This window comes from Streptomyces odontomachi (assembly GCF_024435355.1).
Taxonomy (GTDB): Bacteria; Actinomycetota; Actinomycetes; order Streptomycetales; family Streptomycetaceae; genus Streptomyces; species Streptomyces odontomachi.
Window position 1 is genome coordinate 413,240 of the sequence record NZ_JAMJWG010000002.1, and the last position, 21,527, is coordinate 434,766.

Genomic DNA, 21,527 nt, shown 5'->3' on the forward strand with positions numbered 1-21,527 from the left:
CGTGGAAGAGCTGAAACTGGGCGACCTGAGCGTCTCCCGCATCGGGCTCGGCGCGATGGGCATGTCCTTCGGCTACACCGGCGCGGGCACCGACGACGCGGAGTCCGTCCGGGCGATCCACCGCGCCGTCGAGCTGGGCGTGACACACCTCGACACGGCGGAGGGCTACGGCCCGTTCACCAACGAGGAACTGCTCGGCAGAGCGCTCAAGGGCCGTCGCGACGAGGTCGTCCTGGCCACGAAGTTCGGCCTGATCTCGCATGTACCACCGGACCCGGCCCCGGCCGGCTCCGGTGCCCGGGACCTCGACAGCCGTCCGGCCAATGTCCGGGCGGCCGTGGAGGGTTCGTTGCGGCGCCTCGGCACCGATCACATCGACCTGTACTACCAGCACCGTGTCGATCCCGACACCCCGATCGAGGACACCGTCGGCGCCCTCGCCGAGCTGGTCGCCGAGGGCAAGGTCCGCCACATCGGGCTCTCCGAGGCCGGCGCGGAGACCATCCGCCGCGCCCACGCCGTGCACCCGATCACGGCGGTGCAGTCCGAGTACTCCCTGTGGACCCGCGATCCGGAAGCGCAGGTGCTGCCGGTGCTGCGGGAGCTCGGCATCGGATTCGTGGCCTACGCACCACTGGGCCACGGTTTCCTCACCGGCCAGGTCCGCTCGACGGGGCAGTTCCAGGCCACCGATCTCCGTGCGGACAATCCCCGCTTCACCGAGGAGAACCTCCGGCACAACCTGCGCATCGCCGACGCCGTGCAGGCCGTCGCCGCCGAGGCCGGGGCGACACCGGCGCAGGTCGCCCTGGCGTGGCTGCTCACCAGGGGCGACGGCATCTCCCCCATCCCCGGTACCCGCCGTACCGCCCGGGTGGAGGAGAACGCCGCCGCCGGTGATCTGCGGCTGACGCCCGAACAGCTCGACCGGCTCGACCGGCTCCCCCCTGCGGCGGGCGAGCACCACACGCCCGAGCAGATGCGGCAGCTGAACGGTTGAACGGCCACGGGCGAGCCACGGCGGGTGAGCCACGGTCGTGGCTCACCCGCCGGCCAGCAGCGGCCGGGCGTCACTCCATGCGGGCGATCAGCGCGCCCTGGGAGGCGCGCTGGAGCGGGGCCGGCTGGGCGGAGTGCAACCGTCGGGAGGGCAGCCAGATCTCGATCGCGCCGATGATGCCGGGCGCCCGCACCGGCGTCGCCAGGCACGCCGTGCCGAGCAGGTACTCCTCGGAGTCCTGGAATGCATCACCGCACTGGGGCAGCCGTTGCTCCAGCACCCGGGCGTCGGTCATGGTGTGCGGGGTGAGGCCGACCAGCCGGTACCGGGCGAGGTAGTCGCGCCGGGCCGGTACGTCCAGGCAGGACAGGACGCACTTGCCGAACGCGGTCGCGTGCGCGGCTTCCTGCACGCCGACCCACAGGTCGACGGACGGGGTGTCGGGACGGTCGGCGATGTCCACCAGCGTGATGTCACCGCCCGAGTACAGCGACAGGTGGGCCGCGCCACGGGTTTCGTCGCGGAGCGCGCGCAGCACCGGCCGGATCCTCGGCAGCAGCGCCTGGCCGGCGTTGCGTCGGCACAGCGCGCCGACCTGCTCGCCCAGCACATGGCCGTCGTCGAGTTTGCACAGGTAGCCCTCGTGCACGAGGGTGCGGAGACCGCTGAACGGGTCCGATCAGGGTCGGTCCGACCATTTCGTCACCTCCGCCGGCCTCGTCGCCGCCTCCGCAGGATGCTCCGCGACGAAGGGGCAGGAAAGGTCGGTCCCGGCGCTTGGCGCGGTGCGCCCGGCGACACGGGAGGCACGGTGAGGTGTTCCGTCGCGCATTTCTGCACCGCCGCCGCACGTTGTCCCGCCGGCGGGACAACGGTTCGTTTCCGTCGCCTCGGCGTCCCCGGCAGGCCCGGCACCCCGGCGGACGGATCGCCGGGCCGGGCTGAGCCCGGCCCGGTGACCGCACGGGATCAGGACACGGCGCAGGTGCCGCCGCTGAGTGTGAACGCGGTCGGTGAGGCGTTGGTGCTGCCCCTGCTGGCCTGGAAGCCGATGGTGACCGAGCCGCCCGACGGGATGCTCCTGGTGTAGTCGGCCGGGGTGACGGTCACGTCGCCGCCGCTCTGGTGGGGCGTGCCTCCCCACATGTTGCTGATCGTCTGGCCGTCGGCGAACGAGAAGCCCAGGGTCCAGCCGCTGATGGCGCTGGTCCCCGTGTTGTCGATGGTGATCTCGCCCTGGAAGCCCGACGTCCAGTCGTTCACCACGCGGTAGCCGACGGAGCAGGTCCCGTCGGACGTGCCCGCCTCCTCGGTGGTGACGCTCACCGTGCCGGAGCGGTCGGAGCGGTTGCCGGCCGCGTCGCGGGCATAGACGGCGAACGCGTACGTGGTGTCCGCGCTCAGCCCGGTGACGGTCGCCGAGGTGGTGACGGAACTCGCCACCGTGGTCTCCGAACCACCGTTGACGCGGACGACGTCATAGCCCGCTACGGCAACGTTGTCACTGGCTGCGCCCCAGGTCAGGGCCACCGAGTTGGATGTCACCGAGGAGGCGGTCGGCGTGCCGGGGACGGTGGGGCCCTCCGTGTCATCGGTACTGCCGCCGCCGAAGATCGTGGCCTCACGGGAGGTCTGGGCGATGCCGTTGGCGCCGTTGAAGATGCGCTGTCCCCAGGAGCTGAGCTGGTCGGGGTCGAAGTCCCGCACCAGGTCCAGGATCGGATCGCTGTTGCCGCTCCAGGACCACGCGATGTAGCCGATCCCCAGGTCCTGGGCGGTGGACATCATGGTGTCCTCGTCCGGATCGCCGTACTGGTCGGCCGGCCCGCCGAACTCACCGATGACGATCGGCAGCTTGGCGTCGACGAAGGCGTTCAGGTAGTCGGTGATCTCCGCCGCCGTGTCGAACACGCTGTACATGTGGATGGAGAAGATCAGGTTGCCGGTGGTGTCGGCGTCGTAGACGGTCTGGGCGTTGGCCTTCATGACGCCCTGCCAGTCCTGGCCCCAGTTGGGCGCGTCCACCATGATCGTGTGTTGCAGGCCGGCGGCGCGCAGCTTCTGGATGGCGGAGATGGTGGGATCGGTCCAGCCCTCTGGGTTGGTGTTGCCCCAGGGCTCGTTGCCGATGTTGATGACGACGTAGTCCTCCTGGCCGGCGAGGACGCTCTTCAGCTTGATCCAGTAGTCGGCGGCGCGGTCGAGCGTGCCGGCGGCCGAGTCCTCGCCGTATCCGGTGGTGTCGTGGTCCTCCAGCACGCAGATCATCCGGTTGACCTTGCACAGGCTGATGACGTCGGCCACGTCGGAGGCGGTGTTCTCCGTCCAGCGGTAGCCGTCCGAGAGGACCACGCGAACGGTGTTGGCGCCGTACGCCTTGATGTCGGCGAAGGACTGGGTCTGGCCGGTGTACCAGGTGTGGGCGTGGTTGACGCCCCGCATGATGAAGTCGTTGCCGTCGCCTTCGACGAGCCGGCCGTCGCTGATGTGCAGGCCGGTGGCGTCCGCCGACTCCACCTGCGCGGCGGCCGGGCCGGCGAGGCCCAGGCCGAACAGGCCGAAGAGGGTCGTCAACGCGGCAAGGAGAGCGGCTATCGACCGCTTCGATCTCTTTCTTCCCACTGCGACTCCAGAGAGTGTTGGAAGGTTGGGCACCCGATTTGGGAGCGCTCCCATAAACGCATCATGACCAAGACACGTCAAGACTTATGCGCAAACGCCTGGAGGTTGCCCGCCGTCTCCTGCCTCGTCCGCGCGATGAGGCGGTCTCGGTGGCAGGCCGGGGATTCGGACCGGCGGCCCGCCCGGCTGGATCCGCCGGCGCGGTGCGGTACGCCCGCTCTACTGTTCCGGTCATGACGAAGCGGGGTCAGCGTGGTGGTGGCGGGCGGCCGGGGGCGCGGGCGCGCTCGCCCAAGGGGGCGTCGGGAAAGGTGTCGCGCAAGGGCTCGGGCGGGCGGGGTGCGTCCGCCGCCGGTTCGTCCGAAGGTGGCGCGGACGGCGCCCGCGTCGTCCCGGAGCCCGTGGTGGAGACGGTGCGGCTCCCGCTGTCCTTCCACCCGTGGCGCGGCGGCCATGTCGGTGAGTTCGACCGGGGGTTGCGGTCCTATCGGGGCGGCGAGTCCCGCGACTGGCGCCGGGTCGCGACGGTGCGGATGCTGGCCCGCGCCTCCCGGGGCCTCGACGTCCTCGGCCCCGCACCCGGTGAGTCGCTGCCGAGGGGGTTCCTCTGGGGCGACCCGGGGCGGCAGCAGTTCGGCATGGGCGGTCCGGACTGGGTCTTCGGACCGCTGGAGAGGCCCTGCCGCCGGTGCGCCACCGTGTTCGTCAGCTCCGCCGAGGAGCAGAAGCGCATGCACGAGGAACGCGGATGCCACATCGACGTGATGCCGGCCCTGTGCCGGGACTGCCGTCAGGTCAAGCGGGTCCGGAAGGAGTACTCCGAGCGCGTCGGGCACCTGGGCGGCACCCCGGCGCCGGACGCGCTGCTCCACGTCGCCCGCCTCGGCGCGCGGCTCCTGGCCGCCGGGGAACAGGTCAACGTGGACCGGCTGATCGGGTACAGCCGCACGGCGAGACGGACCAAGCGCCTTGCCCGGGACGCGGCCCTGGTCGAGGAGGAACTCCTGGCTCTGCGTGCCTCCGGCGTCCGACGCCGCTCACCCGGATGAGCGAGTGCCGCCGGTCAGGAGCCGGCCACCTGCACGGGCAGGGTCTTCAGGCCGTTGATGAAGTTCGACACCAGGCGGCGTGGTGGGGACGTGAGGTGGAGCGACGCCGGCAGGGTGCGGCGGACCTCGTCGTACAGGGCCCGGAGCTGGAGGCGGGCGAAGTGGGCGCCCAGGCAGACGTGGGGGCCGTCGCCGAAGGAGACGTGGGGGTTCGGGGAGCGGGACAAATCCAGGGCGTGCGGGTCGGTGAAGACGCGTTCGTCGTGGTTGGCCGAGGCGTGGAAGACGACCACCTTGTCGCCGGTGCGGATCCGCGTGCCGGCCAGTTCGGTGTCCCGGGTGGCGGTGCGCCGGAAGGTCAGGACCGGTGGGTGGCGGCGGAGCAGTTCGTCCACTGCGGTGCTGAGATCGGCCTCGCCGTCGCGCAGCCGGCGGTAGGCCTCGGGGTGCCGGGCCAGCAGGTGCAGGCCGCCGGGTGCCGCGCTGCGTACCGTGTCGTTCCCTGCCACCACCAGCAGGAAGAAGAACATCTCCAGCTCCGGCTCGGTCAGTTCCGGGTCCGAGCCGAGGGCGGTCATCACGTCGTCGCTCGGGTGGCGCCGCTTGTGTGCCGCCAGCGAGAGCGCGTAGTCGAACATGTCCCGCAGCGCTGCCGGGGATCTCGGATTGACGGGCTTGGCGTCCGCCCCGAGCACCGGTGTTCCGGCCTCGTCGGGGTCCTGGTAGCCGATGACGCGCTGGGTCCAGTGCAGCAGGAGGCCCCGGTCGCTGTCCGGTACGCCCAGCAGGTCGGTGAGATTGAGCAGCGCGTAGTCGTCGGTGACCTGGGCGACGAGGTCGCAGGTGCCGTCGGTGGCCCGTGCCCCGGCGACGGCCCGGGTGAGCAGGGAGCGGGCGCGCTCCCGGGCGACCGCGGCGAAACGGTCCACGCGCTTCGGCGTGAAGGCCCGGCTGACCAGGGCACGCAGGCGCCGGTGGTGCGGTGGGTCCTGGTTGAGCATCATGCGGCGGATGAACGGCAGGTCGGCGGGGTCCGGGTCGCGAATCTGGGTGGCGCCCAGATACGAGGAGTACGTCGAGGAGTCCCTCAGGACACGCACGACATCGTGGTGCCGGGTGACGGCCCAGAAGCCGGGGCCGGCCGGCCAGCCGAGCACCTCCGGCTCCTCCTGCCATGCCACCGGGTGGTGATCGCGCAGCTGACGGTAGCGATCGTGGGGGACGCCCCGCGCGTACTGCCTCGGGTCGAACACATCCGGTATCGGCGCCTGTCCCGGCAGTTCGGTGCCTTGCCCGCTCACGCCCTCGCCTCGCCCTCCTGCCCGTCGGCCCGTAGGAAGTCCTCCACCACACGGATCAGGTCGAGAGGGGCCTCGTCCATCGCGTAGTGGCCGCATGAGGGCAGTTCCACCAGTTCGCCCTGCGGAAACCAGCGCATCCAGGTGGCCTGCTGCACCTGGGCCGAGAGTGCCGGGTCCAGCGCGCCCACGACGGACAGGGCCGGCACGGGCGAACCGTCGAGCTGGTCGTGGAAGTCCTCGCCGGCCCAGGAGTCCAGCCAGGCCCGGAACGCCTTCACCTCGCTGCGTTCGAGCGAACGACGCACCATGCGGTCCAGCCAGGCCGCGGGGCGTCGACCTCCGGTGGTGAGGTCGAGGATGATGCGGCGGTTCTCCGGGTGCTGCGCCGCGGCGGAGAAGAGTTCCCACTGCTCGGGAGGCAGCGGCAGGCCGGATGCGGGTACCGGCGACACACCGACGATCCTGCGCACCCGTCCGGGCGCGGTCGCCACCGTCCGCTGAGCGATGCAGCCGCCCATCGAGTGGCCGATCACCGAGAACCGGTCCCAGCCGAGCCGATCGGCCAGCGCGATGACGTCCGCGGCGCCCTCCGCCGTGGTGTACGCGCCACTCATGTCCCTGGCCTCGCCGTACCCCCGCAGGTCCACCGCCGCGTACTGGAACGAAGCCAGGTCGAGATCCGGCAGCACCGGGTCGTAGGCGGAGCGGTCGGAGAACCAACCGTGTATCGCGATCACCTTGTGCGGGCCGTCGCCGTGCAGTCCATGAGGCAGAACAGGTAAAGCGGTCACGCTGACTCCCGTTGCCGGACGGAGTGGGCCGGCCGGTCAAACCGACCCAACTCCGATCACAATGGCGGTAATCAGCCGGCTGCGCAAGGCCGCCGGCCCGAGCCCTTCGGGCCGGCATCGTGCCGCGCCGATGCCTTCGGGGCCGCGGCGGGTCAGGGGTGGAACAGCGGCGACACGGCGTTCTCCGACATGTCCTGCCAGTACGTCACGTGGATCGTGTCATCCACCACGATGCCTTCCGTCGTGGGCAGTTTCACGGAGGTGGCCTCCCCCGTGTCGCTGCCGATGTTCTTGCCCTGGAACGCGACGGTGAGGGTCTTCTCGGTGGTGGCGTCTTCCTTGCCCTGGTTGGCGAGTACGCCCGCGTAGCCCTCCTTGCCCGGGTCGAGGACCACCACGGCCTGCGGCTTGGAGTCCTCGTAGGGCGGTGGCACGGACTGCGCTTGGCCGAACCTGACCGCCGGATAGCCGTACAGATTGCAGGGCTTGTCGCTCGTGTTGGTGACGGTGAGCAGGAGCTTCGCGTCGTCCTTGTGCGCGGGCAGCGCGAACTCCAGGGTCACGTGGGTGTTCGTGCCGGTGCAGGTGCCTTCCTCGGTACCGCCCCCGTCGCCGCCCGACGTGCCACCCGTCTCGCCGCCGGTGTTACCGGAGCCGCCTGTCCGGGTCGCGGAGGCGGTCGGCTTCGACGGCGAGGCGTCCTCGCCGGCCTTGCCGTCACCCGACTGACAGGCCGTGGTCGCCAGAGACGCGGCGACGGTCATGCCGAGGGCACCGAGCCGCCAGGTGCGACGGGTGGTCTTGCGGTAGGTGTGCATCTTGATCCCCGTGGGTGTGGGCTGACGTACGGTCACGCTGACTCGCAAGGATGCAACGGTCCGGGGTGCCGGACCGGTGCGCCCGAGGATCGTTACGGATCACGCACATGGAAGCGACGCTTCCCCCTGCCGCGCCCGCCTCGCCGGCTCCCCGAATGCGGGGGAAGCGTGCTCACACCCCCTCCCGGTCCACCGTCACCGCCCCCTACGCTCGGCGTGATCTCTTACCAGCCGCCACCGACGACGTTGGAGGAACCGACCGATGGCCGACGCACGGATGCACACCCTGGCCGGCACCCGGGGTGCGATCACCGCACACGAGTGGTCGCACCCCGATCCGCGCTGCGTGGTGCTCCTCATCCACGGCTATGGCGAGCACATGGGACGCTACCCGCATGTCGCCGACGCCCTGCTGCGCGCGGGGGCAGCCGTCCTCGGCCCCGACCACATGGGCCACGGCAGGTCGGAGGGCGACCGGGTGGTGATCGAGGACTTCGAGGACGTCGTCACCGACGTGCACACGGTCGACGAACTGGCCCGGGCCACCTATCCGGGCCTGCCGGTGATCGTGGTCGGCCACTCGATGGGCGGGCTGATAGCGGCCCGGTACGCCCAGCGGTACTCCGCCACGCTGACCGCGCTGGTGCTGTCCGGCCCCGTACTCGGCCGCTGGCAGACGATCGAGGACCAACTGGGCCTGGACGAGCTGCCCTACGTGCCGATCGACCCGGGCACGCTGTCCCGCGACCCGGCGGTCGGCACGGCCTACGCGGCGGACCCGCTGGTGTGGCACGGGCCGTTCAAGCGCCCGACGGTGAGCGCGTTCGACCGGGCCATGAGCACCATCTCCGACGCCGGCGACCTCGGCCCGCTGCCCACCCTCTGGATACACGGCTCGGACGACCGGCTGGTCCCGCTCGACGGCACCCGCACCGGTATCGAGAAGTTGCGCGGTGACGACTTCACCGAGCACCTGAGGCCGGGCGCCCAGCACGAGGTGTTCAACGAGACCGACCGGGACGAAGTCCTGGCCGAGGTGACCGGTTTCATGGACCGGGTCCTCACCACCCGCTGACGCCCCTCCTCCCCCACCGGTCTCCGGCGCGCGCCGTCACCGGCCGCACCGGTGCCGGCGTGTCCTGGAAAGGGCTCGCGCCGACGCCGATGCGCGCGCCGGTGCCGGAGTTCAGACCGCGTCGGCCGCGCGGTCCGTGGTCCGGAACGCGGGGATGACCTCGCGACCGAACCGGCGGATGCACCTGAGCTCCTCTTCGTGCCTGGGCCCGGCCGCCATGCGGAACGTCATGATCAGGTAGGCGGGGTCGATCGTCTCCTGGAACGCGCGGATCGACGCGATGCAGTCGTCGGGGCTGCCGACGATCAGGCGGTCGCGGCGGTGGCGGTCGAACTTGAAGTCCTCCTCCTTCGTCACGCCCTCGAGGAACGGCTCGCGCTCGGCCACCCACCGCGGGACCTGCTCGAAGTAGAACCAGTGATCGGCGCGTATGTGCGGCCACCACACGCGCTCGACGTCCTCCAGCGAGTCGCCGACCCAGCCGTCGCGCAGCAGGTTGACCGCGAGCTTGTCCGAGGTGCCGTACTCCACTCCGGCGGCGCGATAGAGCTCCGTCCAGTAGCGCATGACCTCGATGTTGTGCAGCGGATCGGTCGGCCACGGGCAGCCGAAGCGCGCTGCGCGACGCACGCCCGGTTCGGACATCGCGCCGATCCACAGCTGGGGGCTCACCGGCTTCGGTGTGATGTGGCCCTTGACGTTGAAGTGCCGGCCGTGGAAGTCGAGCTCCTCGCCCGCCCACGCGCGTTGCACGATCTCGATGCCCTCCTCGAACCGGGACACCTGGCGCTTGGCATCGAGTCCGAAGAGCTCGAACTCCGACGGGAAGTTGCCCAGGCCGACGCCGAGGCGGAGGCGGCCGTTGGACAGGATGTCGGCCATCGCGCCGTGCTCGGCGACGTGGATCGGGTGCTCGAAAGGAAGCAGGTGGATCGTTGTGCCGATATCGACCCGTTCGGTGATCGCCGCCAGCGCGCCGAGCGCCGCCCACGGGGAGGGCAGATAGCCGTCGGGCATCATGTGGTGTTCGGGGACGAAGAGCCCGTCGAAACCGGCCTCCTCTGCCACCCGCGCGGCCGCCAGGATCTCCTGCCAGCGCTGCACGATTCCCTCTGCATGGGGCGGATCCTGGGGACGGAACAGGATTCCGAACTTCATGGCCGTGTCTCCTCCCGGAGTGACCTCGTTGCCAGACCTGTCTGTCACATGTCTTTCTGGCGCTTCGCTACATCAGGGCGGACGGTGGTGGCGGCTCCGTACGGGCGTTGCCCAGATCTCGCGGCTGACGCCAGATCTCGCAGCTGACGCTCGGCAGGTGCAGCAACTGGCCGACCGCTCATCCCAGTGGATCACCGCCATCGCCGTCTGCACCCGCCGCGGCGCCCATCTGACCGACATCTTCACCGGCGACACCGGTCCCGTTGATCATCGCCCACGGCAGAACCCGTGGTCAGCGCCGGCGCGTCTGTGGTACACCGAAGGCTCCGCCCCGCCGTCCCGGAGGTCCCCGTGCGCCGCCTTGCCGTCTTCCTCGCCTCGTCCGACGGGAACGATCCGGCGTACGCCAAACTGGCCGCCGACGTGGGCGCGGAGCTGGCCCGGCGCGGGATCGGCCTCGTCTACGGCGGCGGCCGCAGCGGGCTGATGGGGGTGCTGGCGGACAGCGCGTTGAAGGCGGGTGGCGAGGTCGTCGGTGTCATGCCGCGCAGCATGGTCGAGCGGGAGTGGGCGCACGAGGAGGTGACGGAGCTGCTCATGTGCGATTCGATGCACGAGCGCAAGGCGATGATGGCCGAGCGCGCTGACGCCTTCGTCGCCCTGCCCGGCGGGCTCGGCACGCTGGAGGAGATCTTCGAGGTGTGGTCATGGCGCCAGCTCGGCTTCCACGCCAAGCCGGTCGGCCTCCTCGACGCCGGAGGTTTCTGGACGCCCCTGCTCGACGCCCTGCGCGGCATCGCCGACTCCGGCTTCCTGCCCGCGTCCACCCTGGACGACCTCGCCGTCGCACCCGCGCTCCCCGGTCTGCTGGACGCGCTGGAGGAGCGGCTGCGCCGCGGCCCGCAGCCCGCGCACGGAAGCTGACGGGGTCGACGGCGCACCGCGGCCCGTCCAGATCGCCGCGGTCCCCAAGCCCGTCGAGAAGGCCACAAACGGATGCACGACGGACGTACGGCGAACGTCTTGCGTCACTGCTTGACCCCGTCGATGACGACCTGGTGGAGTTCGAGATCGTCGACGTGCTCGGCGATGTTGGGCGTGTCGAGCGGGCCGTCGACCGTGACGTGGCTGAGCCGTACGCTGCCGACGGGGTCGTCCGGATAGCCCTGGATGTCCCACCCCTGACTGGCCGCGGCGACCTTCCAGTGGCTGAGGTTGATGTCGGTGACGGTGGGTGGGAACGACCCGGAGTCGCCCTCGCCGTAGTTGAAGTCGATCAGCAGCAGAGGGCCGCCGATGGCCTGCACGTCGACCCGGTAGACGTGGGTGCCCTCCAGGAAGCCGCCGCGCACCGAGTTGGTCTTCAGCCGGTGGCCGGACTCCAGACCGGTGGAGTTCATGGTCAGATCCCGGCCGTACACGTTGCGGATGCCGCCGCTCATCTCGCTGCCGAGGGTGATTCCGCCGTGGCCGTCGGCGAAGGCGCTGTTCTGGATGACGATGTTCTGGCAGGGGATGTTCACCCGGCGCCCGTCCGCGTTACGGCCGGACTTGATGGCGATGCAGTCGTCTCCGGTGTTGAAGGAGACGGAGTCGATCAGTACACCGTCGCAGCACTCAGGGTTGCAGCCGTCGGTGTTCGGGCCGTCGGACTCGACGGTGACGCCGCGTACCGTCACATCGCGGCAGAGGGTCGGATGCAGGTGCCAGAACGGGGAGTTGCGGAAGGAGACACCCTCGATGAGCACCCGCTCGCACTGGTACGGCTCCACGAAGGCGGGTCGGAAGTGGTATCCGGTTCCGTCCCGTTGGGCCACCGGTAGGCCGGCGTTGACGGTCGCCTCGAAGGCGGTGAAGTCGGGGCCGCCACCGGTCTGGGCCCATGCCCACCAGGTGGCGTCGGATGCCTGCCCGTCGAGCAGGCCGGATCCGGTGATGGCGATGTCGTGCTGGCCGAAGGCGTAGATGAGCGGGGAGTAGTTCATCAGCTCGATGCCCTGCCAGCGGCTGTAGACCGTGGGCAGGTAGTCCGCACGGTCGGTGGAGAACAACAGCGTGGCACCGTCGGCCACGTGCAGCTCCACCCGGGACAGCAGGTGGATGGGGCCGGTGGCCCACGTGCCCGCCGGGACCACCACCCGGCCGCCGCCCGACTCGTGGGCCGCCTTGACCGCGGCGCCGAGCGCGGCGGTGTTGTCGGTCGTGCCGTCCGGGACGGCACCGAAAGCGGTGATGAGGAAGTCCCGTGCCGGGATGCGCGGCGCGCGGACGCCCGCGACGATCCGGTCGGCGGCGGCGTCCCAGGCTCCGTCACCGTGGCGCGTTGCTGCCGCGGCGCTGCCGGCGAGGACGTCGGGCAGGGCGGCCGCCCCGCCCACGGCCGTCGCCGCCAGGAGCAGATGTCTGCGGGTCAGCCGGAAGGTGTCCATCGCGTTCATGTCCTCTCCTCAGGATCTGTGCCCCGCTGTCGCGGACGTCGACGTCGGAGGTTCCTGCGGACCGGGGCAGACCCTTGTGGTCGGCGATCAGTCGGCGATCAGTCGGCGATCGGATGGATCTTCGACCCCTATGTGCCCCGGCCGGCACGATGCGAACCGTGGGGCGCGGGGTGTCAGTCCCCGTCCGCCTGGGACAGCGCCTCGCTGATCATGCGGGTGGCGAAGTCACGGTCGTCGGTGAGGCGGTTGATGTGCTCGGCGAGCAGGAAGGCGGTGGCTTCCAGGGGGGTCATCTCGCCCTCGGTCCAGTACCCGTACTGCTTGCGCCACAGGCCGGGACTCAGGCCGGTGCCTGCGGCGACGAGCAGGCCGGCCATGGTGGGGATGGCTTCGGGGCGAACGCTCTTGGGCATCATGCGCATCGTGGCCACCAGGTTGGGCACCACGCAGGCGATGACGTCCTCGTCATGCTCCTCGTAGGCCATGCGCAGCCACTGCATGAACATGTAGATGAGCGTGCAGGCGCCGTCCAGCACGTCATCGACTCCCCTGGGGCCCAGGGAGGCGGCGAACTGGTCGATCATCGCCTGCTGTTCGGGGTCGGTCCTGGTCCTGCCGTCGTAGACGGCTTTGAGTCGAGAGTCGATCACCATGAGTGCTGCGCTCACATCGCCGGCGGGAGCATGCCGGGGGTCACAGGACGACGACACGGAACTTCCTCCTCGTGCGACGGTGGGTGACGAGCCGCGTCCGTACAGTAGTCCGCCGAGAGGACGGCAGGCGGCCCAACCCATCGAATTGCCCCCTGGGGGTGGTCGACCACCGGTCCCGGGTCCCGATCGGTTCCTCGACGTCCGCGTCCGTGAAGCCGTGAGCCGACGCGCCGAACCAGAGGTCATCGGCGACCCCCTCGCCGGCGGCGGAAAATGTGATGCCGCTCGCCCGCGCGCCTCCCTACACTCGCCACGGACCGAGCGGCCTGTGCGACGGCGCGTGGTCCGTACCGCGTCGTCGAAGGATGAAGGAAGGGAGCCGGCCATGCGTGACCACACCGTTGGCGTCGCTCCCTGTGCCCGGTACTCGGTGATCCTGGTGTCCTCGGTCGTCTGGTGCCCGCTGCGCGCCAGGCACCAGACGTCCGTGACGAACGTCTGACATCCCTTCCCGGCCTGTCCGTCCAGTCAGGCCGCAGCGTTCTCCCATGCATCGCGCTGCCCGGTTTCCCGGAACGTCCCGAAAGGCACTGCGCCATGCGCACGCACCGCACCCATCGACTCGCCCACGTCCGCAACCTCGGCATCCTCGCGCACGTCGACGCGGGCAAGACCACCGTCACCGAGCGGATCCTCTATGCGACCGGTACCACGTACAAGCAGGGCGAGGTCCACGACGGCACCACCGTCACCGACTTCGACCCGCAGGAACGCAACCGTGGCATCACCATCTTCGCCGCGGCCGTGAGCTGCGCCTGGCACGATCACCGCATCAACCTGATCGACACGCCGGGCCATGTCGACTTCACGGACGAGGTGGAGCGTTCCCTGCGCGTCCTGGACGGCGCCGTCGCGGTGTTCGACGCGGTCGCCGGTGTGGAGCCGCAGAGTGAGGCCGTGTGGCGGCAGGCCGACCGGCACGGTGTGCCGCGTCTCGTGTTCGTCAACAAGATGGACCGGGCCGGCGCCGACCTGGACGCCACCGCCTCGTCCATCCGGGCACGGCTGCATCCGGCGCCGCTGGTCGTCCAGTTGCCGATCGGCGCCGAGGACACCTTCACCGGCGTCGTCGACCTGGTCCGCATGCGGGCGCTGACCTGGACCGGCGGCAGAGCCGGGGAAGGCCCGGTGCCGGACGTGCTGCGCGACGAGGCGGAGCAGCGGCGCAGACTGCTGGAGGAGACGGTGGCACAGCTGCACCCGGTCGCGCTGGAGGAGTTCTGCGACACGGAGACGCTGTCCGCGGCCACCCTCTCGGGTGCGCTGCGCGACCTGACCCGCAGCGGCGACGGCGTGGTGGTGCTCTGCGGCTCTGCGTACCGCGACCGGGGCATCGAGCCGCTGCTCGACGCGATGGTGGCGTATCTGCCCTCGCCCCTCGACGTGCCGCCCGTACGCGGCGTGCACGACGGCGGCGAGCAGGTCAGGCAGGCCGATCCGCAGGCCCCGCTGGCTGCCCTCGCCTTCAAGGTGAGCGGCACGCAGACCGGTCGGCTGACCTACGTACGGATCTACTCGGGAACGATCGGAAAGGGGGACGCCGTGTGGAACGCGACCGCGGGCCGCACCGACCGCGTCGGCCGGATCCTGCGGGTCATGGCCGGCCGGCACACCCCGCTGGACGAGGCGGTCGCCGGGGACATCGTCGCCGTGGTCGGGCTGAAGTCCGCTCGCGTGGGCACGACCCTGTGCGCACCGGGCGCGCCGCTCGTGCTCGAACCGCCGGGGACCGCCGAACCGGTGGTGTCGGTGGCCGTCGAGGCACGCCGGTCGGCCGACACCGGCCGGCTCGCCACGGCCCTGGCCCGGCTCACCGAGGAGGACCCGTCGCTGGCCGTGCGCACGGACCCGGAGACCGGCCAGACGGTGCTGTCGGGCATGGGCGAACTGCACCTGGAGGTGGCGGTGGAGAAGATCCGCCGCGACCACGGCATCGAGGCCGCGGTGGGCCGCCCGCGGGTCGCCTACCGCGAGACGGTCGGCCGGGGCGTGACCGGTGTCGTCTTCCGGCACGTCAAACAGGACGGCGGCGCGGGCCAGTTCGCCCATGTCGTCCTGGACGTCGCACCGCTGGAGGTCGAACCGGGCGCGCCGGCCTTCGTGTTCCGCTCGACGGTGACCGGTGGTCGGGTGCCGCAGGAGTACGTCCGCGCGGTCGAGGCCGGCTGCCGTGACGCGCTCGCCGAGGGGCCGCTCGGCGGTCATCCGGTGACCGGCCTCCTGGTGACGCTCACGGACGGGGCGACCCATGTGAAGGACTCCTCGGAGACGGCCTTCCGCACGGCGGGCCGCCTCGGTCTGCGGCAGGCTCTGCGGGAGTGCGTCATGGTCCTGCTCGAACCCGTCGCCGAGGTCACGGTGACCGTGCCCGAGGACACCGTCGGCACGGTGCTGGGTGACCTGGCGGCCCGCCGCGGCCGGGTGACGAGTTCCTGCACGGGGCAGGGTGCGACGGTGGTCACGGCCACCGTCCCCCTGGCAGGCCTGTTCGGCTACGCGACGCGCCTGCGCAGCGGGACCCAGGGCCGCGGCACCTTCACGGCCCGCCCCACGGGCCACGCTCCGGCGCCCGCCGCGGTCCCCGCCGGCCGGTGACGTCCGTTGGGGGTGGCCCCGTCCGTACTGGGTGTGCGGACGGGGCCACCGCGTGGTCGGCGGGGGCACCGATCCCGGTTGCCGGCGTTCCGGGGGGGGGCGGGTCTTCCGGGTGTACCGGGTGTGCCACAGATGGCCGGTCAGGGCAGGACGTTGCCGCCCATGCTCTGCCAGCCGGTCCAGCCACCGCCGGGGGTGTAGACGTCGGACCAGGTCGTGCCGTTCTCGGCGCGACCGTAGAGCTGGAGCTGGGTGCCGTACCGTACGACGACGGGGTCCGCGGCCAGCTTGCCGCCGACGGAGAACCAGCTCGACCAGCCGCTGCCGGGGGTGTAGTCCCTGGACCAGGTGGCGCCGTCCGGCGCGCGGCCGAAGATCTCCAGCTGGGCGCCGTACTGCGTGGTGTCGTAGGGGGTCACGACCGGGTTTCCGACGATGGTGCCGCCCACGCTCTGCCAGCCCGACCAGCCCTGGCCCGGCGTGCGGACGTCGGACCAGACGGCGCCGTCGGAGCCCCGGCCGTACACCTGTACCTGCTGCCCGTACTGGACGGCGGCGGGGTCGCCGGTGATGACGCCGCCGAGGCTCGCCCAGCCCGACCAGCCCTTGCCGGGGGTGAACACGTTGTACGAGGTGGAGCCGTCGGGCGCCCGGCCGAACAGCTCCAGTTGGCTGCCGAACTGGATGACCGTCGGGTCCCCGGTGAGGCTGCCGGCGAGACTGCTCCACCCGGACCAGCCACTGCCCGGGGTGTACACGGCCGTGCTGACGGAGCCGTCCGGCGCCCTGCCGAACAGCTCGATCTGGTCGCCGGACTGCTGGGTGTGGTAGTCGATGGCCACCGGATCACCGGCCAGCTCTCCGCCGAGCGAGGTCCAGCCGGACCAGCCGCCGCCGGAAGCCTTGGTGTCGGTCGTGACGGAGCCGTCGGCGGCCCGTCCGAAGACCTCGATCCGGTCGCCGTACCGGATGGCGGCCGGGTCGGAGGTGAGGTCGCCGCCGAGCGAGGTCCAGCCGGACCAGCCGCTGCCGGGAGTGTTGACGTTCGCCGAGACGGAGCCGTCGGCGGCCCGGCCGAAGGCGTCCACCTGCGCTCCGGCACGGACGACCTGGCTGCTGCGGGCCCCGGCGGCGCTGGCGTTCGGGATGACGTAGGTGGTCACCGACTGGGCGGGCAGGGTGACCGGCAGCCAGCCGTTCGAGCCGACCGGGACGCTGCCGACCGACGCCAGGTTCTCCGAGGCCGAGGTCCGGTACGCGGTGGCCGCGGCACCGGCGGCGAAGGAGAAGCGGTTGAGGTCGTAACTGACCGACTCGGACGCGGTGGTCGGGTTCGTGGCCACGATGACCAGCTTGTCGCCGGTGGGATCGTAGGCGGTGAACGTGTTCGGGTCGTCGCTGTCGATCATCTCGTACCCGGGCCGGACGAACTTGGAGTAGTTCCCCATCACGTAGTACCGCTTGGGAAAGGTCAGCTCACCGGTACCGGATGACGCGATGTCGGCCCACACCAGGCCCCAGAGGTCGTTGATGTTCCCGTTGTCCTGGCCGCCGTCCACGGCCTGCCAGATCACCCACGCACTGGGGTGCATCTGCTGCTCGTTCGTCAGGATCCGCTGGGACAGCACGAGGCCGGCCGCCATCTGGCTGGACTCGGTTCCGGAGCCCCATTCCGACATCCACACCGGTTTCCCGGTCTGCTGACCGAGTCGCTGGAGCGGGCTGCCGTCCGCGACGCGGTAGTCGTGCGTGTTCAGTTGGGTCACGGCGGCCTGGGAGGCGGGCCCGTAGGCGTTGTAGTCGGCGATGGTGCCCGCGCTGCCGAGTTCGTCAGGGGCGCTGATGCCGACGTCGTCGCCCAGCCCGGCCGCCGCCAGCTCGTCGTGGAGGTAGCCGATGATGGTGTTCTGCGCGGTGGTGTTCACGTTCATGGCCTGCTGGTGGCCCGCCGAACTCCACTGCGACAGCACCGCCTCGTTGAACGGCTCGACCTGGGTGACCGGGATGTCCCAGGACTCGCGCATGTGCGCGACGACGGTGGCCAGGTACTGGGCGTAGGCGTGGTACTGGGAGCTTTGCAGGTTGTCGGCGCCCGCGGTGTCCGCCCCGGCGCTACAGCCGTTGACGGTCATCCAGTCCGGGGCGGAATAGGGGATCGCCTCGAAGACGTCCGCACCGCGCTCCTTGGCGGCCTGAAGCATCCACCGCTGGTTGGGGTCCTGGGACCAGTCGTACACCCCCGGGCTCTGCTCGAAGGACGGCACCGCGCCGCCCAGCCGCAGCTGCGCCGCACAGCGGTCGGTCGGGGTGGTGGCCCCGATGTTGTAGCGCACCACGTTGAGCCCGAGTCCCGAGGTCGGCGAGAACAACGCGTCGGCCAGCGCGTTCTTCGCCGCCGTCGAGGACCAGCCGCCGGAGCCCTCGGCCCACCAGGCCAGCGAGGTGCCCCATCCCTGGATCGTCTGGTAGCGCGTCCCGGGATCGATCTCGACCGGGATCGTGGTCGCCGCCCCGGCACGCTCACCGCCCGCCAGGCCGACCGGGCCGAACGCTCCCGCGACCAGCGCCAGGACGGACACGCGAACGGTCCAGCGCCGCACGGTCCCGCGTGGTCGCCGACGGCCGATCACGAGTGCGTCCTCAGGGACGCGCCGGGCCCGCACGCCGCAGCGGCTAACCGCCGCCTGTGGGACAGGTCGCCGGACCTTCTCATGCCACCGATTCCACTGAATCCACTGAATCCACTGAATCCGCTTATTCCATGACGTCTCATATGTCTCCTCAAGGTCTCCCGCACCTCACACGGATGCGCCGGACGCGCCGCGCGCGCCGCATGTGCCGCACGCGCCGCCGACAGGAGGAGGATCAGCGACCGAACATGAACCCGTCAATATTAATTGGTAATTTTTGTGGCGTGCAGTGCGCGATTTACTGAGGTATGGAGTGAATGAGCCGCACCGGGTAGCTACATGACGACATGGCGCGTGCACCGGCGCCCCAGCGGTGGTGCACGCCCGCACAGGGGCGCGGGTCAGTCCGGTGACCCGCGCCACCCTCGCGCGGCGCCGCCCCGGCCGCGGTGTCACCCGGCCTTGTCGGTGAACTCGGTGGTGTAGGTCTTCTTCAGGTCGATGGTGGCGTCCTTCAGGTTCGGGTTGAAGGACTTCAGGACGCGCTCCACCGTGGCCGGACCGTTGGCCGGCATCTTGCCGTCCTTGGTGAACATCGGCAGGGTGTTCTCGATCGCCTGGGCGTACAGGCCTTCTCCGCCCTGTGCGTAGTCGCTGGGCATCTTCGCCGCGATCTCCTTGGCATCGTGCGACGAGATCCACTTGAGCGTGCGCACCAAGGCGTTGGCGAGTTTCTGGACGGTGTCCTTGTGCGAGTTCGCCCAGTCCGTGTTCATGTACAGGCTTGACGAGGGGTACAGCCCGCCGAGGGCCTTCTGCGACCCCTCGGGTGTGCGCATGTCGACGATGACCTTGCCGAGCTTCTTGTCGAGGATCTGCGCGACGGTCGGGTCGGTGGTCATGCCGCCGTCGATGGACCCCTTCTGTAGCGCCGAGATGAAGGTCTGCCCGGCGCCGACGGCGACGTTGGTGAACTTGTCGGTCGACACCCCGTCGTGGACGCCGAGGTACTTCGTCAGGAAGTCGGTGGAGGACCCGAGGCCGGTGACGCCGAGTTTCTTGCCGGCGAAGTCCTTGGGGGACTTCAGGCCCCCGGCGGCCTTGTTGGAGACGATCTCGACCTCACCGGGTGTCTGGGCGAGCTGGACCACGGACTCGACCTGCTTGCCCTTGGTCTGGAGGTCCAGGGTGTGGTCGTAGAACCCGACGACCCCCTGGACGTTTCCGGCGACGAGGGACGTGGTGGCGTCGATGCCGGCCGGCTCGCTGAGCAGCTCGATGTTGAGGCCCTCGTCCTTGAAGTAGCCCAGTCGCTGGGACAGCATCGCCGGCAGGTAGATGACCTTGTCGATGCCTCCCACCATGATCTTGACCTTGTCTCCCTTGCCGCCTCCGCCACCGTCCGACGCGTCGGAGGACACCTCGTCGGCGCAGCCGCTCAGGGCGGCCAGGGCGGCGAGTGCGGTGATGGCGGTGGTCAGTTTGGTGGTGCGGGTGCGACGGGGCATGTGCGGCTCCTGAGGGTGACGCGGTGATGGAAAAGAGGTCAGCGGGCTTCGTTGCCGGCGGGCTTCCAGCGGAACAGCCGGTTCTCCATGAAGGTGAGCAGGCCCTCGGCGAGCAGGGCGACCACGGCGAGGATGACCATGGCCGCGTAGACGCCCGCGGAGTTGAAGGTGCCCTGGGAGGTGGAGACCAGCAGGCCGATGCCCTTGGTCGCTCCGATGTACTCCCCGACGATGGCCCCGATGAGGGCGAAGCCGAAGCTGACGTGGAGGCTGGTGAAGATCCACGAGGTGGCGGAGGGGATGACGACCTGGAAGGTGACCTGGCGGTCGCGGGCGCCGAGGATGCGGGCGTTGTCGATGAGGTGGCGGTCCACTTCCCGGGCGCCCTGGAAGGCGTTGAAGAACACCGGGAAGAAGACGAGGACGACGGCGGAGGCGACCTTGGAGGCCGGTCCCAGGCCGAACCAGATCAGGAAGATCGGCGCGAGGACGATACGGGGCAGCGCGTTGAGGACCTTGATGTAGGGGCCCATGACGTCGGCGAGGAACCGCACGCGTCCCAGTGCGATACCGAGCACGACACCGCCGATGACGCCGACGACCCAGCCGAGCAGGCTCTCGTAGAGGGTGTACCAGATCTGTTCGGCCAGGGAGCCCTGCGGGGTGCCGTGCATGACCCACTGCTGGATCTGGTCCCAGATCTTCGAGGGCATCGAGAAGTTGAACGGGTCGATGATGCCCACCCGGGAGAACCACTCCCAGATGCCGAGGACGAAGACGAGCACGGCGGCGCGGGAGAGGCCGACGGCCAGGCGCCGCCGGCGTGCGGCGCGGGCGCGTTCCGTGGCGCGGGCGGGCTTGGCGACGTCGACGGGCACGGTCGCCTTCCGGATCTCAGGCGGCATTGCTGGCTCCCCTTTCGCGGGTGATCCGGACCTCGGCGCCCAGGGACGACCAGATCTCCCGGTAGATCTCCACGAACCGGGGCTCCAGGCGGACCGACTCGACCCGGCGGGGACGCGGCAGGTCGATGGTGAAGATCTCCTTCACCGTGGCCGGGCCCGCGGTCATGACGACGACCTTGTCGGCGAGCGCGATGGACTCCTCAAGATCGTGGGTGACGAAGACGACCGACGATCCCGTGCCGGACCACAGCTCCATCAGCTCGTCCGACATCAGGGCGCGGGTCTGCACGTCGAGGGCGGAGAAGGGTTCGTCCATCAGCAGGATGGACGGGTCGTTGACGAGGGTGGCGGCGAGCGCGACACGCTTGCGCTGCCCGCCCGACAGCTGGATCGGGTAACGGTCCTCGAAGGCGCTCAGGCCGACCCGGGCCAGCCATTCGCGGGCCCGGTCCTTGGCCTCCGGCTTGGGAACGCCGCGGAACCGGGGACCGGCCATGACGTTGGACAGGACGGTGCGCCAGGGAAACGTCGCGTCTTGCTGGAAGACGAACCCGACCCTCTCGTCGATACCCCGCACCGGCGTGCCGGACAGCAGCACCTCCCCCTCGGTCGGCTCCTCGAGGCCGCTGACCAGGGTGAGGGTGGTGGACTTCCCGCAACCGGTCGGGCCGACGACGGCGACGAACTCGCCCTGCTCCACGGTCAGGTCCAGATCACGCACCGCGGTGTGCGAGGCACCGGACGGCGTACGGAAGGCCTTGCGGACCCCGCGCAGTTCGATGGCCGGACTCGATTGGCTTGTCATGCCAGGGAACGTTAGGAACAAAGCCGCGGGGTGAGAAGATTTCGCCAGCAACCGCTGGTTGTTCTCGTTACGCGGGGTTTTGCTCATTGTGCCGACGGCCGGCGCACCGGCTCCCGTCC

At 70.4% G+C, this 21,527-nt stretch carries 17 protein-coding genes; 5 read left to right on the forward strand and 12 right to left on the reverse strand.

Annotated features, from left to right (window positions below; all coding sequences use genetic code 11):
- Position 1: 1 nt before the first annotated feature.
- Complete coding sequence (locus NQO67_RS06430; RefSeq protein WP_255947790.1) at positions 2-1,000, forward strand: aldo/keto reductase; 999 nt, start codon at positions 2-4, stop codon at positions 998-1,000.
- Between the two features lie 70 nt (positions 1,001-1,070).
- Here NQO67_RS06430 and NQO67_RS44175 read toward each other — a convergent pair whose 3' ends face one another.
- Positions 1,071-1,649, reverse strand: a complete 579-nt coding sequence (locus tag NQO67_RS44175; RefSeq protein ID WP_255947792.1) for an IclR family transcriptional regulator — start codon at positions 1,647-1,649, stop codon at positions 1,071-1,073.
- A 320-nt stretch (positions 1,650-1,969) separates the two neighbouring features.
- Positions 1,970-3,676, reverse strand: a complete 1,707-nt coding sequence (locus NQO67_RS06440) for a cellulase family glycosylhydrolase (RefSeq protein ID WP_255947794.1) — start codon at positions 3,674-3,676, stop codon at positions 1,970-1,972.
- Between the two features lie 179 nt (positions 3,677-3,855).
- Between NQO67_RS06440 and NQO67_RS06445 the strand changes: the two genes are divergently transcribed.
- Positions 3,856-4,671, forward strand: coding sequence for a zinc-ribbon domain-containing protein (locus NQO67_RS06445; protein ID WP_255947796.1), 816 nt, complete (start codon positions 3,856-3,858; stop codon positions 4,669-4,671).
- A gap of 14 nt (positions 4,672-4,685) precedes the next feature.
- Here the strand turns inward: NQO67_RS06445 and NQO67_RS06450 are convergent, their stop codons facing one another.
- The 3 genes from NQO67_RS06450 to NQO67_RS06460 form a co-directional block, all read right to left on the reverse strand.
- Entirely contained in the window at positions 4,686-5,972 is a 1,287-nt protein-coding gene (locus NQO67_RS06450) for a cytochrome P450 (protein ID WP_255947804.1), read from the reverse strand.
- Positions 5,969-6,763: an alpha/beta fold hydrolase gene (locus NQO67_RS06455; RefSeq protein ID WP_255947814.1), complete on the reverse strand. Its 795-nt coding sequence runs from the start codon at positions 6,761-6,763 to the stop codon at positions 5,969-5,971. Before NQO67_RS06455 ends, NQO67_RS06450 begins: the two co-directional genes overlap by 4 nt.
- 152 nt (positions 6,764-6,915) lie before the next feature.
- Positions 6,916-7,617: a DUF4232 domain-containing protein gene (locus tag NQO67_RS06460; RefSeq protein WP_255947816.1), complete on the reverse strand. Its 702-nt coding sequence runs from the start codon at positions 7,615-7,617 to the stop codon at positions 6,916-6,918.
- A 226-nt stretch (positions 7,618-7,843) separates the two neighbouring features.
- Here NQO67_RS06460 and NQO67_RS06465 point away from each other — a divergent pair, with 226 nt between their 5' ends.
- Entirely contained in the window at positions 7,844-8,656 is an 813-nt protein-coding gene (locus tag NQO67_RS06465; RefSeq protein ID WP_255947818.1) for an alpha/beta hydrolase, read from the forward strand.
- Between the two features lie 111 nt (positions 8,657-8,767).
- On the opposite strand, the gene NQO67_RS06470 is transcribed toward NQO67_RS06465, so the two are convergent.
- The gene (locus NQO67_RS06470) at positions 8,768-9,814 is read right to left on the reverse strand and encodes an LLM class flavin-dependent oxidoreductase (protein WP_255947820.1); all 1,047 of its coding nucleotides are present in this window, start codon (positions 9,812-9,814) and stop codon (positions 8,768-8,770) included.
- Between the two features lie 351 nt (positions 9,815-10,165).
- Here NQO67_RS06470 and NQO67_RS06475 point away from each other — a divergent pair, with 351 nt between their 5' ends.
- Entirely contained in the window at positions 10,166-10,738 is a 573-nt protein-coding gene (locus NQO67_RS06475) for an LOG family protein (RefSeq protein WP_255947822.1), read from the forward strand.
- 104 nt (positions 10,739-10,842) lie between these two features.
- Here NQO67_RS06475 and NQO67_RS06480 read toward each other — a convergent pair whose 3' ends face one another.
- Both NQO67_RS06480 and NQO67_RS06485 read right to left on the reverse strand, forming a co-directional pair.
- Positions 10,843-12,252, reverse strand: a complete 1,410-nt coding sequence (locus tag NQO67_RS06480) for a glycoside hydrolase family 28 protein (protein WP_255947824.1) — start codon at positions 12,250-12,252, stop codon at positions 10,843-10,845.
- Positions 12,253-12,425: 173 nt separating this feature from the next.
- The gene (locus NQO67_RS06485; protein WP_255947826.1) at positions 12,426-12,962 is read right to left on the reverse strand and encodes a hypothetical protein; all 537 of its coding nucleotides are present in this window, start codon (positions 12,960-12,962) and stop codon (positions 12,426-12,428) included.
- A gap of 540 nt (positions 12,963-13,502) precedes the next feature.
- Between NQO67_RS06485 and fusA the strand changes: the two genes are divergently transcribed.
- Entirely contained in the window at positions 13,503-15,560 is a 2,058-nt protein-coding gene (fusA, locus tag NQO67_RS06490) for an elongation factor G (protein WP_255947837.1), read from the forward strand.
- A 140-nt stretch (positions 15,561-15,700) separates the two neighbouring features.
- Here fusA and NQO67_RS06495 read toward each other — a convergent pair whose 3' ends face one another.
- From NQO67_RS06495 to NQO67_RS06510, 4 genes are all read right to left on the reverse strand, one after another.
- The gene (locus tag NQO67_RS06495; protein WP_255947839.1) at positions 15,701-18,139 is read right to left on the reverse strand and encodes a DUF8189 domain-containing protein; all 2,439 of its coding nucleotides are present in this window, start codon (positions 18,137-18,139) and stop codon (positions 15,701-15,703) included.
- Between the two features lie 503 nt (positions 18,140-18,642).
- Positions 18,643-19,698, reverse strand: a complete 1,056-nt coding sequence (locus tag NQO67_RS06500; RefSeq protein WP_255947849.1) for an ABC transporter substrate-binding protein — start codon at positions 19,696-19,698, stop codon at positions 18,643-18,645.
- Between the two features lie 38 nt (positions 19,699-19,736).
- The gene (locus tag NQO67_RS06505; protein WP_255947851.1) at positions 19,737-20,603 is read right to left on the reverse strand and encodes an ABC transporter permease; all 867 of its coding nucleotides are present in this window, start codon (positions 20,601-20,603) and stop codon (positions 19,737-19,739) included.
- Positions 20,593-21,408, reverse strand: a complete 816-nt coding sequence (locus tag NQO67_RS06510; RefSeq protein WP_255947853.1) for an ABC transporter ATP-binding protein — start codon at positions 21,406-21,408, stop codon at positions 20,593-20,595. The genes NQO67_RS06505 and NQO67_RS06510 overlap by 11 nt, the downstream gene beginning before the upstream one ends.
- Positions 21,409-21,527 lie beyond the last annotated feature (119 nt).